Source organism: Salinimicrobium sediminilitoris (genome assembly GCF_020866905.1).
Classification (GTDB): Bacteria; Bacteroidota; Bacteroidia; order Flavobacteriales; family Flavobacteriaceae; genus Salinimicrobium; species Salinimicrobium sediminilitoris.
Genome location: NZ_JAIVCC010000005.1, coordinates 548305 through 564507, shown reverse-complemented (window position 1 = coordinate 564507; position 16203 = coordinate 548305). Strand labels below are relative to the sequence as shown.

Below are 16203 nucleotides of genomic sequence, written 5' to 3'. Positions count from 1 at the left end.
TCTAATGGAAACAATATTTTAAGCCCCTTCTTTTGGAGGGGTTTTTTAATTCATCAATTTAAATTTCCCGAATGCAACTTGCATTTTTCGAGACGCTGTAGCCATATCTCTATTTCAAATTTTCAATATTGATATTAACATCAAACGATCCTACACCACCTGTTGCCATCCAGAAATTATTCGAATTGCCCCATTCAGCGGACGGTTCACCTTGTTTTACAAAATTTTTAAGATTAGAGATAGCCATTTCTTTTCTTTCATCCGAAATAGGACTTGTAGAAATGATTACCGTTATGGCTTTAAATGCTTTTTGTGAATTAGCATATGAAGGCGATCTTGCTCCATGTTGGCTAATTAAAGTTGCTGGTGTGTAAGATGTAATTTTATCTGCCGTGAAAACCCCAATTCCCTCAGCATTTTCCGGATTTTCTGCTACATAAATTACCTCAAGATCAGATTCTGGAATCATCCCCATTAAATACAATTCGACATTAGAATAAGGTATACTATTACCTCCATTCGCGACAGTACCAAAGCCCTCATTTCCATTTAATTTACCCAAATATGAACCATTTCCAAGGTCTACCAATTCATCAAACCCACCTAACTGCCCTCCTGCACTGGAATATCCCCAGTGACTGGCTACCGTTGATGGGATAAATCCTTTGTTAGCCCAGTGATGAGCAATTTCATGTAAAAATGGGCCACTTCGCAGATATCTTATTAAAGGTAGATACAGAACGCTTTTTAATCTGCCGGCTGAACCATAAGTTGCTGTTTCGTCATACAAAATGCCTCCTAAACCATCAATGTCTCGTTTCGCAGATCTATTCGTACCATAGGGTGAACCATCAGGCTTGACATCTTCATCCGCAAAAATGAATATAAAATCAAAATCATCTTTGAAGTATTCATATACTTTTTCTGTAACAATTGTGTAATCACCTCGATCTGCAAGAAAAAGATCGTATTCTGTTTGCGGAATCACATAATTTAAGAATTGACGACTTTCATCTAACATTAAATTTTCTTCCAACTCGAAGATTTCCTCATCAATCACCTCATCTTCATCATTCGAGTTATCATCGTCAATCACCTCATCTTTACCGCATGAGACTGTGATAAAAATCAATGAAAACAAAAAGAGAAATGATAAAAAATTCCTGAAATACGGTGAAAAATTCATAATGATTTAATTATTAAAGATAGTATTTATAAATAAAAAACCTGATTCTTAAAAAATTAGCAGTTGTGAATATATATAAACAATTCATAATATCAATTATAGTGTCGAATTATTGTTTTGACAACCATAAATGAATAACTGAAAGTTCTCAATACTTCCCAAAAATGTCATTTTTGACTAGGCTTAAAATCAATTAACCGACTCCTGTTAATTTTTATACCTTATCTTTAATAGCACTAATTCTTTGGAAGCGTGCTTACTATCTTTAGAAAGATTCGTCAGGCCTTATTGACCAGAAACAAATTCACTAGTTACCTGCTGTATGCGGTTGGGGAAATAATTCTTGTGGTCCTTGGGATCCTTATAGCCTTACAGATCAATAGCTGGAACCAGGACCGACAGAACCGAAGCCAGGAGCAGCAGATCTTGTCGCAGCTCTCAAAAGAATACAGGAGCAACCTCTCCCAGATCGAGGATAAGATAGAAATAAGGAACGAGGTGCTTAATTCCTGTTTGAGTCTGCTGCAATACAAAAAGCAAGATCCCGCCACAGTATCTGGAGATAGCCTGGACGCACACCTTTTCAGAATTTCAATAAGACCCACCTTCGATCCCGAGCTAAGCGTTAGTAATGAATTGATAAATTCGGGCAAACTGTATTTACTTGAGAACCTTGAGCTGAGAAATAAAGTCTCGGCATTCTCGAGTTCCCTGAGTGAATTGAAAGAAGAGGAAGTGGCCATCTTCAACCTGACCGAAGAACGCCTGATCCCCTTTCTGATCGAACATTACCAGATAGGCCGCATGATGATGGTGCTCCTGGACGACGAAGAATTACGCGCCAAACTGACCATGGGCAGCCTTACGGAATATCAGAACATGAAGGACCTGGTGCCTCAGGCCGACTTCAGACCACTTTTAAGACATCCCGATTTTGAAGATTACCTGTTACAGATGATAAGCTTTACTGCCTATACCAATGAGCAGTCCGAAGGGGTAAAACAAAAGATAAAAGATATCATTGCTTCTATTGAAAATGAAATAGATGAGTGAAAAATTCTTCCTTCCGAATTGAAAACGTTTAAGAATGGCAAACCTTTTTAAAAATAAATACCGAATAAAATCTACCAGATTTGAGAACTGGGACTACAGGTGGAATGCTGCCTATTTCATCACCATCTGCACCGCCAATAGAAGACATTATTTTGGAGAGATCAAAAACGGGAAAATGCAATTCTCCCCCACAGGGGCAATTGCAGAAAAGCTATGGCATGAGATCCCTCACCACGCCTCTCACGTAGAATTAGGAAATTTTATCGTGATGCCAAATCACATTCACGGCATTCTGATTCTTGATAATCCGGAAATTTCGAGAGAAGAAAAAATTTCCGAAGGAAATGATGAGGAGAAGAAAAATGATCCCCCCGGGAATCATCCCAAAGATCCCGTACAGACGTTGCATGCAACGTCTCAGCCGCATCCCCAAAAAAATCTCCAAATGGCAAAGATCTCCCCAAAATCCAATTCCATTTCAACCATCATTAGATCCTATAAATCTGCCACTACAAAACATGCCCACAGGCTGGGATATGAATTTGAATGGCAAACAAGATTTCATGATATAATCATCAGGAATGATAGAGCATTTAAAACCATTTCAACCTACATCAAAAACAATCCGGCAAATTGGAAAGAAGAAATTTCCGTAAATATTCAAATTGATTTGATATTTCTGCTCCAAAGAATAAAAAATTCTACCTCAGCTCTATCCTGTCGATCACAAGTTTGAATTTCTCCTTCTTTTTGTTGCCGATCAAAAAAGCAATCTCTTCAAAATGATCATTTGAAAAATTGGGCATATCTAATTTTCTCCCTCTAAAAGTGGGATACATGTCTTTTAGCTCAATTTCTATTTCCTCCCATTTTCCCGAAGTTGAAAACGGAACTACATAAGAATATTCATCCCCCGTATCGCCTTTAATTCTGAACTGGTATTCTTTGCCGTCCCCCTTCAATCTTACCACGACTTTTGAATGATCCTTTACCGCAATTCTTCCTGTCCTGTAACGCACCGAGGAGAAGCCGCCATTGTTCTCAAGGGAAACCTCCCCTTCAAAAACTCCGTGGCCGTCCTCATTCAGGCTGATCTCACCTGAGGATCGTCCTCCCATCACAACATCATCCACGATCACCCATTCCCGAATGTTAGATTCTTTATTAAAATCAAATATGAGTTGTATCATCATTGAGGAATTTAAGATCATAGAAATAATTAGAACTGCCACCATAACCTGTCATTAATTATTCACCACCCTTGCCGTCATTACAGACCTCCTAATTTAATACTTAATTTTAATACTGAAATTCAAAACCAATTCAATAAACATGAAGCAGGTTTTTTAATAATTCCCCTTCACACTTGAAGAGATTTTTCTCTTACATTTAAAGCAATTTCTTCCCTACCAGTTAGTAGAGAGTAGATTAATTTTATCTGGTTAAGAGATCATCAATAGAATTCAGAGAATGCAAACAGTTTTCGACCACACTATCAGGCAACATCTAATCGACCGGATTGGACAAATAAAGGAAAGCAATAAAGCGGAATGGGGACAAATGAACGTTCACCAAATGCTAAAGCATAATACTTACTGGAATGAGTGGATCCTGGGAAAAGATGCGCACACTTATAAACAAACATTCCTGGGAAAAATATTCGGGAAAATCGCATTAAAGAGGATGATAAAAAACGAAGAACCTTTTGATAAAAACATTCCTACTTCAGAGCAGTTCAAAGCGAAGAACCAATTTTCCGATTTGGAAGCCGAGAAATTAAAATGGATTTCCCTGCTAAAGGAATATAAAAATTTCAACAATCCGGAATTTGTCCATGACTTTTTCGGCACAATGACAAAAGAGCAGATAGGAATTTTAGTTCACAAACATTCCGATCATCATTTGCGGCAATTTGGAATTTGAACAAATAGTGTCAGTTTCTTAAAATAAATAACCTGATTTGCAGGTAATTAAACTGAAAATTGAAGAAAGTGTAACATTTTAAACCAATTGGTTACCAATATACAAACAGGTCCAAAATGGAAAAAAAAGACAAAAATTCTAAAAACCGCAAATTTACACTTGCGACTGCTATTTTATTATTCGCAATTTATATTCTGGTCAAAAAAGCTGAAATCGGGTTCTTTGAGATCTAATGCTGAAACTTCATTAAAAAGAAAATAACCGGTGGATCAGGCGGTTGATCTAAAATCCGGTTATTTATTTTAGATATTTATACTGAATAAGAACTATGTACCCACTCCCCGGGAGTTATTAAACACCTTATGAAAATGAATAAAATATTAAAATTCCCTGTATTATTTTTAACTGCAGTTTTATGGTTTGGATGCTCTTCGGATGATAGTGAGGAGGAGTGTATGAAAACCATTACTATTCCTCAATTTTATTACGTGAATGGTCAGTCTTACAGCTATAATACTACCCAGGAAGTTACCTGTGATACTCCCGAGCCTACAAAAGCAAAAGAAATTGAACCCCCTCAATTAGAAGATTTTTCCTATGAAGTTTTAAAATTCGAATTCACACCAGACACAGGAAGCAATACCTCCAGGCTGGAATTTGAAATTGAGCTTACCAATCCTAACAATTACGCTGTTTCCGGAGTACCTGTGCTTACGGTAAATGTTGACGGACTCCAGACCACCAGTAGTTTTTCTCAAAACGCCTCGATTCCCTGTTATGAAATTGCTGCCAACTCCAGTTGTATCTTAACTTATGACCAGGAGGAGTCGCGGGATGTCGTAATTATCGACTCCTATGAACTGGTAGATGTACACTACTATATAATAAAGAATGACTAAAAACCATTGAGACATTTTAGCCTGCTGACTTAAAATACCTCTCAAAAATGGCATTTTTGAGAGGTGTCTAAAACGCTGAAAACACGTCATTCTGAATTTATTTCAGGATCTTTAACAAACTGAAAAACTATATCGAATAAAAGAGAAGCTGAAATAAGTTCAACTTGACCAATTACGGTCCAGTGAGTCGGCCTCTTTTTCTTCTGTCCCTTTATTCCTTTAGCTCCACCACCACTTCGATCTCTACTGCGATATTGGAGGGTAAGCTCACGTGACCCACTGCGGCCCGTGCATGTTTCCCACTTTCCCCGAAGACTTCGAACATAAGATCAGAAAAGCCGTTGATCACCTGTGGCTGTTCATAGAAATCGGGTGCTGAATTCACCATGCCCCGCACCTTCACGAACTGCTTGATCCTGTCGAGATCTCCCGTCGCCGCTTTAAGAGTGGCAAGGATCCTGATGCCGGTATTTCTTGCCGCGTCATAACCTTCCTGGGTGGTGAGATCCTTTCCCAAAGTGCCTTTTTCGGGACTGCCTTCCCCGGCTAAGAACAGCAGGTTCCCCACCTGTCTCCACTTCACAAAATTGGCCGAGGGTTGCCGAACTTCGGGTAAGGTGATGCCCATTTCTGCAATGCGTTCTTCGGGAGTCTGCGCCCACACCGGACCGGCAATAAGGAGCAGTAAAAAGAGAAATTTTTTCATGGTTGGCGTTTTAGAAGGTAAAAGATAATGAAAAAGGAAAAATCAAGAAGCTTAAAGTCCGTCCGCTCTCGCTGTGAATAAATGAGACCCATTTAATTGCATTAAATGACAACTATTTATAAAATTGTAACACTTTTCGAAAAATTGCGGCAGATCTTTAAATGCTTCATGGAAAGTAGTATCCCAGGATAACCGCAGTTATATTAAGTTAGAAAGTGAAGATATCCCCGAACTGCTTAACATTGATGAAAACTACAAATTTTTCAAGATCAAAGCACTTTCGGAAAATGAACTGGTCCTTCAATTTAAACATAAGCAGTTCTCTAATAAATCAATGGTAATTGTTGATCACTTAGTTCCTGAAAATATAGAAGTAAAAGATCGCGATTTCCATAATAGATAGATTTTGTTACTTAACCCCACAATATACTTATACCTGCTAATAGCTTTAAGCTTTTTAAGAATGACTTATTATAAGCCGTTTTTGGGACCTTTATATGGTTTCCCGTAAAGCTTGTAAGAAATTAACATTATATTAGCAGGAAGAATCTGCTCCTCCTCCCCCTACCGCTGTTGCAGATCAAAACTTGTATTTTTCTGCGACTGTAGAATAAAGAGAAAGTAAGTATTGTGCATACGCCATTGTAACCAATGCATTAACAATTTTACATTAATGATAAGAACAGAATATGGAACCTTTGATGGTAACAAATGGGAAAGAGTTTGTCAATTATGTTTCAAAAATAATTTTAGAGAAGAAGCATATCAGGAAATAAAGGCAACTCCAGGAGACTTTGGTATTGAAGGTTTTACCCGCACTGGAAAAGCATTTCAATGTTATTGTCCCGACGAACATTATAATAGTCACTTATTGTATGAAAATCATCGAGATAAAATAACCAAGGATTTGAAAAAACTTAAAACCTATGAGAAACAGTTAAAAAAAATTTTAGGTGAAACTAAAATAAATAAGTGGTATTTCGTCACACCAACTTATGCGAAAAATGAAATTGTACAACATTGCACTTTAAAAAAAGAAGAAGTAAAAAGCTGGAACTTGTCAATTATTGATAATAATAATTTTGAAGTTTTATTTGAAAATATAGATTTTCTACATCCGTACTTAAATACCGCTATTGAAAATGCTAAAATAAAAATCGATATATCACCGGGAAATGAGATTGAGACCGTTGAGAAATTCAAATGGAAAGATTCGGCAATTTCATTAATTGAAAAAGCACAGACAAAAAATGGTTATCGCTTAAATCAAAAATCATCGAAATTTGAAGAAAAGTTAGACAAACTTGTTGATATAAATGTATCGGATTATTTAGACGGGAATAATATCTTATTTAAATGGAAGGAAGATTACCCAATTGATTACGAGACATTTTTAAATATAACAAGCGTAATTGAATCCGAAATTGAAGAGAGATGTATTTCAAGTAGTAAAGAGCCGAGTGAGCTTTATCAAGAATTTAGAGGTATATTAAAAGATCAATTACATAACTCATTCAGCAATTTAGCTCCTCAAATGATCCTAAAATTAACCAATTGGGCATTAGCTGACTGGATTTTTAGATGTCCGATAAATTTTGAGTAAATGGAATTATACGCGAAAAAGATTACGTTCTCGAAAAAGCCCATTTCAATACCACCTGAATATAGGCCATCATATACTATTGGATTAATCGCACTAATCTTAAAACTATCCTGCCAAAGCTCTAAATCTAGCTTACTAAAGCTTCATTTAATTTATTGGGCTCTTAAAAGCTCGGAAAATCAAGAATCGATAAAAAAGTTTATTAATAGTAATTACACAGAAAGCTCTAAAACTTGGGGCATCGAGCCTAGCTTAAATAGAGCTTTAAACTATGCAGTACATGAACAAATTTGTAAAATCATTCACGGCAAGTATGAATTATCAGATAAAGGTGAGACCCTTTTTCAAAAAATAATAAAAAACAATGGTTTCTTGGAAAAGGAAATTGAATTTCTAAACTACTTGGGGAAAAGAAAAATAACAGATAGTCGCATCGATTCTATCTACAAAAAATGGAAAAATCAAAATGCTCAAAATTAATAATATTAAGATTGAAGTTAATACAACCAATGGTGTTTTTGGGGCCTTTCACGAATTTGATCTTGGCTTAAATATTATAAGAGGAAATAATACGAGCGGAAAAAGTAGTTTATTTCAAGCAATCGTTTATGCACTTGGTTTTGAAGAACTAATTGGAGGAAAATTCGAAAAAACAATGCAGTCTGTATTGAAGGATCAAGTTGAATATCCAAAAGATAATTTCCAAAATGTCCTGCAATCAAATGTTTTACTAGAAATTGAAAATTCTCACAACGAGATCATAACTATTAGAAGATTCGTACAAAACCCAAATCGAAAATCACAGTTAATTGATGTTTATGAAGGGAGCCTATTAGAAGAGGAATCTTTAAAAAGTCGCCCAATGTTTATTCATGATAGTGGCGGAGCTTCTAATGAATATTACGGCTTCCACCTCTTTCTTGAAGAGTTTCTTAACTGGAACGTTCCTAAGGTTTTAACCAACAAAGGCGATTTAGGTAAAATATATATCCAACAAATTGCATCAAGTTTTATTATTGAACAAAAATCTGGATGGTCTGATTTTTTCGCAACAATGCCTATTTACGGTTTAAATAACAAGGAAGCAAGAGTGGTAGAGTTCATATTAGATATGGATGTGTATGGAAACAAAATGAAAAAACAGGAATTGAATATAAACAAAAGAATTCTTGAGAATGATTGGCTTAGTCTCGCTAAAAGGTTAGAAGGATTTGCAGAGAAAGGTGGTGGCAAACTCATTGGAGTAACATATAATCCAATGATTATCAATAATTATAATGAAATTAATATCCTGTTATCAAGAGAAGAAAATGAATATTCGATTTCGGACTTTCTAGATTTATTAATTCAAGAATTAGAAGATCTAAATAAAAAAGAAAATCTTAATGTTAAAGATAAGATTTCAACTGATGAGAAAATTATTCAAGAAAAGGAAGATCTTTTAAATCAAATGAGCTTTGATATTGAGATGATTTCTAGTGAACTGACATTTAACAAACAGCAGTGGACAAATTTTAATTATCAATTAGAGAACTTAAAAGATGACTTGAGAAAAAATAAAGGAGCTCTCAAAGTTCAAAAGTTAGGAGCAGAGATAAATTTAAAAGTTTCAGAAAATCATTGTCCTACTTGTAATCAAGAGATTAATGATTCTCTTCTCCCTCTTAGTGTGAAGCAAGTTCCAATGCGCATTGAAGATAATATCGATTTTTTAGATGCTCAGATTAGAATGTTAGTAGTCAATATCGAAGGTTTAGAATCAAAAATTTCAAAAAAGGAGGTTGGCCTTTTAAATCTACGAAAATCCCAAAATGATATCCGAAGTGATATCCGAGACTTAAAAAAAGAATTAATTTCCGATGATCGGCTACCATCAATTGTTGACATTGAATACAAACTGAATTTGAAGAAAAAAGTAGAATTTTATTCTAAATTCTTAGAGGAGTTTGCTGATTTAAAAGATGAATTAATAATTCTTTCAAATCATTGGAAAAAGCTTCTAGAAGATCAAAGTGAATTGAAAGGAAATACTCTATCAACAAATGATATTTCAAAACTAGAATCTCTTACAAGTAACTTTAAACAGCTATTACAAAAATTCAACTATAGTAGTAAAGCAATTAGTGATATTGCTATTTCAGAAGATAATTATCTTCCACTTGCTAAAAAACCTGATGGAGATTTATATTATAATATTAGGTTCGATTCATCCGCTAGTGATTTTGTAAGAAGTATTTGGGCATATACTTGTAGCCTATACAAAACGTCATCTGAGAAAGGAGGAAATCATCCTAATCTTTTAATGTTCGATGAACCTAAGCAGCAAGATATGTCAATAGATGATTTTGGTAAATTTCTTAAAGAATTATCTAGTTATAAAGAGGCCCAGACTTTATTATTCGCTTCTTTCGAAAACTCTGATGAAACCTTTAAAAAAGCTACCTCAGAAATTGAATTCCATCTGAATTTCATAGATGATAAACTGATAAAACCGATTTTAAACTAAGCCACGAGCAACTATATCGGCTCATCCGAAAGTAAAGATCAGCAGGAGCTTTTCAAATTAATTTGCCCATACAAGAGTCAAAAAGGCTAATTTCGCTGTCCTTAAAAACACTAATTGCCCGGCTGTCCTTGTAGTGATTGTTTTCCTAACCAATCAAAGCGACAGGGATCTCCTTAGCAGTGAGGCGGGACAGGAGAAAGTAGCGGGAATTATTCTTCAGGCACTACGTCAATAATATTCTTCAAAAAAGACATTTTCAAAGCCTCTTCTTTCGAAGGGGCTTTTGTTTTTGTAGAAATTCTTCCTGCCCTCCTCCCAACCAATCCATTTTTAATTTAATTTCAACGCTTTATTTGTAAGCTATGTTGCAGCGATTATTTAGGGCTTATGTTGGGTCCTTTAGCGACCTGAGGCGGGAGGTTTGGCTTTTGGCCTTCATCACCTTTATCAACAGGGCGGGCACCATGGTGATTCCATTCCTGTCGCTGTATTTGACAAAAAACAGGGGCTTTTCCCTTGAGGAAGTCGGCTGGATCCTTACCTTCTTTGGCCTGGGTTCTGTTGCCGGCTCCTGGCTGGGCGGGAAACTGGTGGACAGGATTGGCCATTACAAAACCATGGCTTTAAGCCTGCTCATTTCGGGGGTGCTTTTTATCTTTCTGCAGTTCCCCTCTACTTTCTGGGGGATTTGCGCCGGGATCTTTATCGTGATGCTTGTAGCCGACACTTTTCGTCCCGCAGTTTTTGTCGCTATCAACGCCTACAGCAAACCCCAAAACAGGACACGGTCCATAACCCTCATAAGGCTCGCGATCAACCTGGGATTTTCCGCAGGGCCTGCCGTGGGCGGATTGATCATTGCGACTGCCGGGTACAGCGGACTCTTCTGGGTAGACGGAATCACCTGTATCATGGCTGGCTTTCTTCTGCTAAAACTGCTCCACCCAAAGAAAGCTGTGGAAAACCCAAAGGAGATCATAAGCATCCCGAAGTCCATGATGAAAGACAAAGCTTACCTGGTCTTTATAGCCGCCATGATCTTATTCGGGTTTGTTTTCCTTCAGTATTTTTCGACCATGCCTTTATATTATGCGCGGGTACATTTCTTAAGTGAATCTCACATAGGCCTGCTGCTGGGATTAAACGGCTTCCTCATCTTTCTGTTTGAAATGCCGCTCATAAAGTACCTGGAAGGGAAAGTGCGCTCCAGCTTATTTCATGTCATTACGGGAACCATCCTGGTCTCCATAAGTTTCCTCCTTATCAACCTAACGGGATGGGTGGGGATCCTGCTGGTGGGGATGATCTTTTTGACCCTTGGGGAAATGATCGCATTTCCTTTTTCCAACAGCTTTGCCCTCAAAAGAGCCGAAGGCGGAAAACAGGGTTCTTATATGGCCATGTATAGCATAGCCTTCTCCATAGGGCATATTTTTGGTCATAATTCGGGCATGCAATTGATCGACAAATTTGGTTATACCCTCACCTGGAATGTGATGATCCTGCTTTCCCTGGTTGCCTGTGGCCTGCTCATGTACGTAATGTTCCTGGTAAAAAAGGAAAGTAATGCTCCGGTTATAGAAGCTTAAAATTTCCTGATGCCGAAGCCCGGATTACCTTTCAAAAATGGCATTTTTGGGCTGTCTTAAAAGCTAATATATCATGATTCTGAATTTATTTCAGGATCACTTTAGCCTTTTCTCCTGAATGACATGAAATTCCTCCTTATGCCGGAAAAATAGGAAAGCTCTGGCCAATGTCTTAATTTTATTCAGCGTTTTGACCCTCTAACCGTGCAAACTATTCAGACCCATCATGTCCCTTCAGAAATCACGCCCATGCGGCTGCAGGAATACGGGGTTGGGATCTTTAGTACCATTCCCACTAAGTCAGGATTAAAAAAGGCTTTAAAAAAGGAATATATCACGGTCAATGGGGAAATTGCAAGTACAGCTACTTTTATCACCGGCGGGGAGACCATTACACTAAGTCTTCCCGGGGAAACAGCAACCGGGAAAAAGCTCATTTTTCCGCTGCGGATTTTATTTGAAGACGAACACCTGGCGCTGGTGCATAAACCTGCAGGTATTGTGGTAAGCGGTAACAGTTTTAAGACCCTTGCCAATGCCCTGCCCCAAAACCTGAAGCGCAGCGAATTGCCCGATGCTACCACTCCCCAACCTGTTCACAGGCTGGACCTCGCCACTACCGGCATCTTACTGGCGGGGAAAACCCGTGCCGCGATTCGGGCCCTGAACAAGCTTTTTGAAGACAAAGAGGTGGAAAAGATCTATTATGCCGTGTGCATTGGTGAAATCGAATCTCAGGGCAGCATCACCGCAGATGTGGATGGCAAAACATCGCATACAGAATATAAAGTACTGGAATCGGTTGCTTCAGAAAGATTCGGCAGTCTCAACCTGGTGGAGTTACGCCCACAAACCGGAAGGCGGCACCAGTTGCGCAAACATCTGGCAGGTCTGGGAAATCCTATTTTAGGAGATAAGGAATATGGGTTGGAGGACCTCATCTTAAAAGGCAAAGGCCTGTACCTGCACGCCGGCAGCCTTAAATTCACGCATCCATTTTCCGGGAAAAAACTTCACATACAGGACGGACTGCCTAAAAAGTTCAGAAAAATATTTCCGCAGCTAAAATAAGGACAAAAACGAACCTGAAAAAGTGTAGAAATGATGGCCCACCCGAACAATGGGTATTGTCAAAAAATTGTAATTTTAGAAACAGGATAAGAAAATTCCTGAGGCTACAAGTCTGCGTCACTACTCCCGCAACTTATCCTAAATCTTAAAAAATTTTGTATGAAAAGTCCTGTTTTAAGCGCTGCACAATTGCACCGAAAATTAGACAATCCCAATCTCATCATCCTGGATTGCAGCCCGCAGTCCAACATGTCGGGCCTCAAACCTGAATTCCAAAACACGGTCATTCAAAACGCGAGGTATTTTGATATAGAAGAGGATTTTAGCGATCTCACTTCCGGTCTCCCCCACACGCTTCCGTCACCCGAACAGTTTCAGGAAAACTGTAGAAAACTTGGCCTTGACAATTCCAGTGAGATCGTGGTATATGACAACCTCGGTATTTACACGAGTCCGCGGGTATGGTGGATGTTCAGGGTAATGGGACATGAGAAGATCGCTGTTCTTGATGGCGGACTTTCAGCATGGGTAAAGGCAGGATTCCCAACCCAAACAGAACATGATACTGCAAAAAAGAGAGGCAATTTTACTGCGCACTTTCAGCCGGAGCTGGTTTCCGATATTGATTTTGTAAAACAGAACCTCACCAAAAAAGAGGCACTGATCATTGACGCCAGAAGCCGTGAAAGATTTAACGGCACTGTCCCCGAACCCCGGGAAGGAGTAAGAAGCGGGAATATACCGGGTTCTGTCAATATTCCTTTCGAAGAAGTGCTTAAGGACGGAAAGTTCAAAGAAAAAGAGGAGCTGAGATCCATTTTTAAGGAGGTAAATGACCCGTCAAAGGAACTGGTCTTTAGTTGTGGCTCGGGAGTCACGGCCTGTATCCTGTTTTTGGCGGGGGAACTTGTAATTGACCAAAAGAAATCGGTTTATGACGGCTCTTGGGCCGAATGGGGTAGCCGGGAGGAGAACAGCTAAGAAACTTCTTTAGGTTTTGGGATTTTTCTTTTTCCGAAGGCAATGAGCAGTAAACCCAGGATAGTGATAAGACCTCCAATTATAGTGATCATATCGGGAAACTGGCCAAAATAGAGATAGGCTCCAAAGAGGACAAACAATCCTTTCGTACTGCTAATAATTGCCTTTTTTGATAATGGAATGTATTGCAGGGCGAGATAGCCGGCGATCACCGTTAGAAATGGTCCCAAAGAAGCCCCGATGAAGATATTCAGCAGCGGCTTAAAGGGTATGGTTAAAGATTCTTCCGAAGAGACCAGGGCCATAACTGAAAATACCAGTAGAAAAAAACTACGGTTGGTCGTTAGGATGACCGGGTTGATGTTCCTGATGTTCTTTTTTATAATGATTGCGCTTATAGCCGCAAAGGCACCGTAATACAGCACGTATTGCGTCCCATCGATAAACATATCTCTAAAAGCCGTATCTCCTTTATAGCTTATAATGAAGGCACCGGCTATGGCAAACAGCATCCCCACGAATTCCTGCCGGTTGAACCGCTCCCTGAGCAGGAAAAAACTGAGGGTGATGACGAAAACCGGCGATATATTTCCGATAAAAGAGGTGACTGCCGGGTTAGAAATGGTATCAATGGCTTTAAAGAAGAAATACGTCCCCGCGACTTCTATCAGCCCAAGCACCGCCAGGATACCTAAATTCCTTTTGGCAAATTCTTTTATTGACCTGTAGGTTCTTTGGGTACAGCCATATAAAAATATCCACGACAGCCCAATGCTGAACCAATACACCCCAAACTGCGGCATACTTACCTCCATAAGGGCCGCCTTGCTAAAGATATAAACGTTTGAAACAGCGATTACAGAAACAAACGCCAGTAAAACACCTTTTAATTCATCTGAGATTTTCACAATATAAAGTTAGCATCTTGCCGCTGAGACATTTGCAACAATTGTTACTCAAAAAAGACGGAATTTCCCGGTTAAGGATTGGCAGGAAATAAAGTGACCTGTATCAAACCTCTTCTGCTGAAGCATTTTTTTTAATTCATCCAAAAAATAATATTACAGTTACATTAGCAGAAGATCTGCTCCTTAAATTGCGGTAGTATTAGAACAAGCTAAATTTTATGCTGGAATACATTGTCATTTGCCTGTTCGCCCTGCTGGCATCGGGACTCACCTTCTTTTCGGGCTTTGGGCTCGGCACCATCCTTTTACCGGTTTTTGCATTGTTCTTTCCGCTTGATATCTCTATAGCCCTGGTGGCCATCGTTCATTTCCTGAACAATCTTTTCAAGCTCAGTCTCATTGGCAGGAAAGCCGATAAAAAAGTGGTTCTAAAGTTTGGTGTTCCGGCCATCCTCGCTGCCTTTGCAGGGGCTTACCTGCTTACCATACTTTCTGAAACCGAAGCATTAACAAGCTATACCCTGGCAGAAAAGACCTTTTACATCACTCCGCTAAAACTCATCATCGCCCTGCTGTTGTTCATTTTTGCACTGTTTGATATAGTTCCAAAACTGATGAAGCTGAATTTCGATCCCAAATACCTTCCCCTGGGTGGCGTACTGAGCGGCTTCTTCGGCGGACTTTCAGGCCACCAGGGCGCTTTGCGGACCGCGTTCTTAATTAGGGCAGGATTAACCAAGGAAGTTTTCATCGGCACCGGAATTATGATTTCGGTCTTTATCGACATCTCCAGGCTCACGGTCTATGCTGCAGATATTCTGAAAATAAGATCGGAGATCGATTATTCCCTGCTCATTGCAGCTACTTTGTCGGCTTTTGTTGGGGCTGCGGTTGGTAATAAGATCCTGAAGAAAATTACAATCGGGACCCTTCACCGAGCCGTAGGCATTATGCTGCTCCTGTTCTCTGTGCTGCTGGCAGCGGGGATTGTGTAAATAAGCCTGGGTTTTCGCTGCTTTTGAGGAAACCCATATTTCTAGTCCGGAGGTGAAACCTGAAAATCAGGTAGTGCGAATAATGACTTAATTAATATATTTATTGAATATTTTTCCGGCAAGTTTACAACCACCCACCAAAGTCAGTCATTTTGATCAAGAAAATCAGTATCAGTCTATTTTTTAGTTTCCTGTTAGTCCTCTCCTCCTGCTCAAAAGACGATGATCAAAAGAGGAATAGTAAGGACCTGTTAACCGGCTCCTGGACGCTAACAGCCACAAAGGTTTATACTTTTTATGAAGGGGAGCTGCAGGATGTGGAGGAAGATTTCTATGATACTCCGCCGTACAATGTACTTACTTTGGAAGTCGATGGTTCTGCCTATTATGAAACTCCGGAATACGAAGATAAGTTTTACGGTTCCTGGCTCCTGGAGGAAAACAATTTTAAAACTGATGTTAGAATCGAGCCGGGCGTTGTAAGTAGCGGTCCCATTTACTTCTTTCCCGAAGGTGAAGTTCTTGAACTAAATGCCACCCATTTCTCTTACAAGTCTATGACTCTTTATAAGCAGCGAGACGGGAAAAGTTATTCTTACTATGTGGAGACCTATTTCGAAAAATAATTCTACATAAAGGTACCGGTAGAGGCGGGTTTCCTTAGTAATCAAAGAGACAGGAATTTCTTCAACAGTAAGGCAGGACTGGAGAAAGTTACGGTTTTTACGAGGCGCTACTTTAATAATACCTTTCAAAAATGTCATTTTTGAAGCCTTTTCTTTT

The 16203-nt window shown here is 38.9% G+C and carries 16 protein-coding genes and 1 pseudogene; 13 read left to right on the top strand and 4 right to left on the bottom strand.

Going from position 1 to position 16203, the window contains the following annotated elements; translation table 11 throughout:
* Nucleotides 1-109 precede the first annotated feature (109 nt).
* Nucleotides 110-1186: a hypothetical protein gene (locus LA313_RS07695; RefSeq protein ID WP_228914097.1), complete on the bottom strand. Its 1077-nt coding sequence runs from the start codon at nucleotides 1184-1186 to the stop codon at nucleotides 110-112.
* A gap of 288 nt (nucleotides 1187-1474) precedes the next feature.
* Between LA313_RS07695 and LA313_RS07690 the strand changes: the two genes are divergently transcribed.
* Together LA313_RS07690 and LA313_RS07685 are read left to right on the top strand one after the other, a co-directional pair.
* A complete protein-coding gene (locus LA313_RS07690; RefSeq protein ID WP_228914096.1) occupies nucleotides 1475-2239 on the top strand; it encodes a DUF6090 family protein in 765 nt (254 codons plus the stop codon).
* A 34-nt stretch (nucleotides 2240-2273) separates the two neighbouring features.
* Nucleotides 2274-2975 carry a transposase gene (locus tag LA313_RS07685; RefSeq protein ID WP_228914095.1) on the top strand — a complete coding sequence of 234 codons (702 nt, stop codon included), beginning with the start codon at nucleotides 2274-2276 and terminating at the stop codon, nucleotides 2973-2975.
* Here LA313_RS07685 and LA313_RS07680 read toward each other — a convergent pair.
* Nucleotides 2941-3432 carry a CIA30 family protein gene (locus LA313_RS07680; protein ID WP_228914094.1) on the bottom strand — a complete coding sequence of 164 codons (492 nt, stop codon included), beginning with the start codon at nucleotides 3430-3432 and terminating at the stop codon, nucleotides 2941-2943. The genes LA313_RS07685 and LA313_RS07680 overlap by 35 nt on opposite strands.
* A gap of 277 nt (nucleotides 3433-3709) precedes the next feature.
* Between LA313_RS07680 and LA313_RS07675 the strand changes: the two genes are divergently transcribed.
* Both LA313_RS07675 and LA313_RS07670 read left to right on the top strand, forming a co-directional pair.
* Nucleotides 3710-4162: a DUF1569 domain-containing protein gene (locus LA313_RS07675; RefSeq protein WP_228914093.1), complete on the top strand. Its 453-nt coding sequence runs from the start codon at nucleotides 3710-3712 to the stop codon at nucleotides 4160-4162.
* Nucleotides 4163-4530: 368 nt separating this feature from the next.
* Complete coding sequence (locus LA313_RS07670) at nucleotides 4531-5061, top strand: hypothetical protein (protein ID WP_228914092.1); 531 nt, start codon at nucleotides 4531-4533, stop codon at nucleotides 5059-5061.
* A 211-nt stretch (nucleotides 5062-5272) separates the two neighbouring features.
* Here LA313_RS07670 and LA313_RS07665 read toward each other — a convergent pair whose 3' ends face one another.
* Nucleotides 5273-5767: a RidA family protein gene (locus LA313_RS07665; RefSeq protein ID WP_228914091.1), complete on the bottom strand. Its 495-nt coding sequence runs from the start codon at nucleotides 5765-5767 to the stop codon at nucleotides 5273-5275.
* Nucleotides 5768-6440: 673 nt separating this feature from the next.
* On the opposite strand from LA313_RS07665, the gene LA313_RS07660 reads away from it, so the two are divergent.
* From LA313_RS07660 to LA313_RS07635, 7 genes and pseudogenes are all read left to right on the top strand, one after another.
* Nucleotides 6441-7370 (top strand): hypothetical protein, encoded by a 930-nt coding sequence (locus LA313_RS07660; protein ID WP_228914090.1) that lies wholly within the window; start codon nucleotides 6441-6443, stop codon nucleotides 7368-7370.
* The gene (locus tag LA313_RS07655; RefSeq protein ID WP_228914089.1) at nucleotides 7371-7850 is read left to right on the top strand and encodes a hypothetical protein; all 480 of its coding nucleotides are present in this window, start codon (nucleotides 7371-7373) and stop codon (nucleotides 7848-7850) included. It abuts the gene before it with no gap.
* On the top strand, nucleotides 7837-9876 hold the full coding sequence (locus LA313_RS07650) for a hypothetical protein (RefSeq protein ID WP_228914088.1): 2040 nt from the start codon (nucleotides 7837-7839) through the stop codon (nucleotides 9874-9876). Before LA313_RS07655 ends, LA313_RS07650 begins: the two co-directional genes overlap by 14 nt.
* Before the next feature lie 82 nt (nucleotides 9877-9958).
* Nucleotides 9959-10111: pseudogene (locus LA313_RS16445) on the top strand (N-acetylmuramoyl-L-alanine amidase family protein); the annotation flags it as partial.
* Between the two features lie 130 nt (nucleotides 10112-10241).
* Nucleotides 10242-11465 (top strand): MFS transporter, encoded by a 1224-nt coding sequence (locus LA313_RS07645; RefSeq protein ID WP_408641370.1) that lies wholly within the window; start codon nucleotides 10242-10244, stop codon nucleotides 11463-11465.
* A 204-nt stretch (nucleotides 11466-11669) separates the two neighbouring features.
* Entirely contained in the window at nucleotides 11670-12536 is an 867-nt protein-coding gene (locus LA313_RS07640) for an RluA family pseudouridine synthase (RefSeq protein ID WP_228914086.1), read from the top strand.
* 159 nt (nucleotides 12537-12695) lie between these two features.
* The gene (locus LA313_RS07635; protein WP_228914085.1) at nucleotides 12696-13517 is read left to right on the top strand and encodes a sulfurtransferase; all 822 of its coding nucleotides are present in this window, start codon (nucleotides 12696-12698) and stop codon (nucleotides 13515-13517) included.
* Here LA313_RS07635 and LA313_RS07630 read toward each other — a convergent pair.
* Nucleotides 13514-14425 (bottom strand): DMT family transporter, encoded by a 912-nt coding sequence (locus LA313_RS07630; RefSeq protein ID WP_228914084.1) that lies wholly within the window; start codon nucleotides 14423-14425, stop codon nucleotides 13514-13516. The genes LA313_RS07635 and LA313_RS07630 overlap by 4 nt on opposite strands.
* 218 nt (nucleotides 14426-14643) lie before the next feature.
* Here LA313_RS07630 and LA313_RS07625 point away from each other — a divergent pair, with 218 nt between their 5' ends.
* The gene (locus LA313_RS07625; RefSeq protein ID WP_228914083.1) at nucleotides 14644-15420 is read left to right on the top strand and encodes a sulfite exporter TauE/SafE family protein; all 777 of its coding nucleotides are present in this window, start codon (nucleotides 14644-14646) and stop codon (nucleotides 15418-15420) included.
* Between the two features lie 152 nt (nucleotides 15421-15572).
* Nucleotides 15573-16046 carry a hypothetical protein gene (locus LA313_RS07620; protein WP_228914082.1) on the top strand — a complete coding sequence of 158 codons (474 nt, stop codon included), beginning with the start codon at nucleotides 15573-15575 and terminating at the stop codon, nucleotides 16044-16046.
* Nucleotides 16047-16203 lie beyond the last annotated feature (157 nt).

Bases quoted from the DNA above. Each gene is read 5' to 3' on its own strand.
- LA313_RS07695 (WP_228914097.1), bottom strand. From the start codon at position 1,186: ATGAATTTTTCACCGTATTTCAGGAATTTTTTATCATTTCTCTTTTTG.
- LA313_RS07685 (WP_228914095.1), top strand. From the start codon at position 2,274: ATGGCAAACCTTTTTAAAAATAAATACCGAATAAAATCTACCAGATTT.
- LA313_RS07680 (WP_228914094.1), bottom strand. From the start codon at position 3,432: ATGATGATACAACTCATATTTGATTTTAATAAAGAATCTAACATTCGG.
- LA313_RS07675 (WP_228914093.1), top strand. From the start codon at position 3,710: ATGCAAACAGTTTTCGACCACACTATCAGGCAACATCTAATCGACCGG.
- LA313_RS07670 (WP_228914092.1), top strand. From the start codon at position 4,531: ATGAATAAAATATTAAAATTCCCTGTATTATTTTTAACTGCAGTTTTA.
- LA313_RS07665 (WP_228914091.1), bottom strand. From the start codon at position 5,767: ATGAAAAAATTTCTCTTTTTACTGCTCCTTATTGCCGGTCCGGTGTGG.
- LA313_RS07660 (WP_228914090.1), top strand. From the start codon at position 6,441: ATGATAAGAACAGAATATGGAACCTTTGATGGTAACAAATGGGAAAGA.
- LA313_RS07655 (WP_228914089.1), top strand. From the start codon at position 7,371: ATGGAATTATACGCGAAAAAGATTACGTTCTCGAAAAAGCCCATTTCA.
- LA313_RS07650 (WP_228914088.1), top strand. From the start codon at position 7,837: ATGCTCAAAATTAATAATATTAAGATTGAAGTTAATACAACCAATGGT.
- LA313_RS07635 (WP_228914085.1), top strand. From the start codon at position 12,696: ATGAAAAGTCCTGTTTTAAGCGCTGCACAATTGCACCGAAAATTAGAC.
- LA313_RS07625 (WP_228914083.1), top strand. From the start codon at position 14,644: ATGCTGGAATACATTGTCATTTGCCTGTTCGCCCTGCTGGCATCGGGA.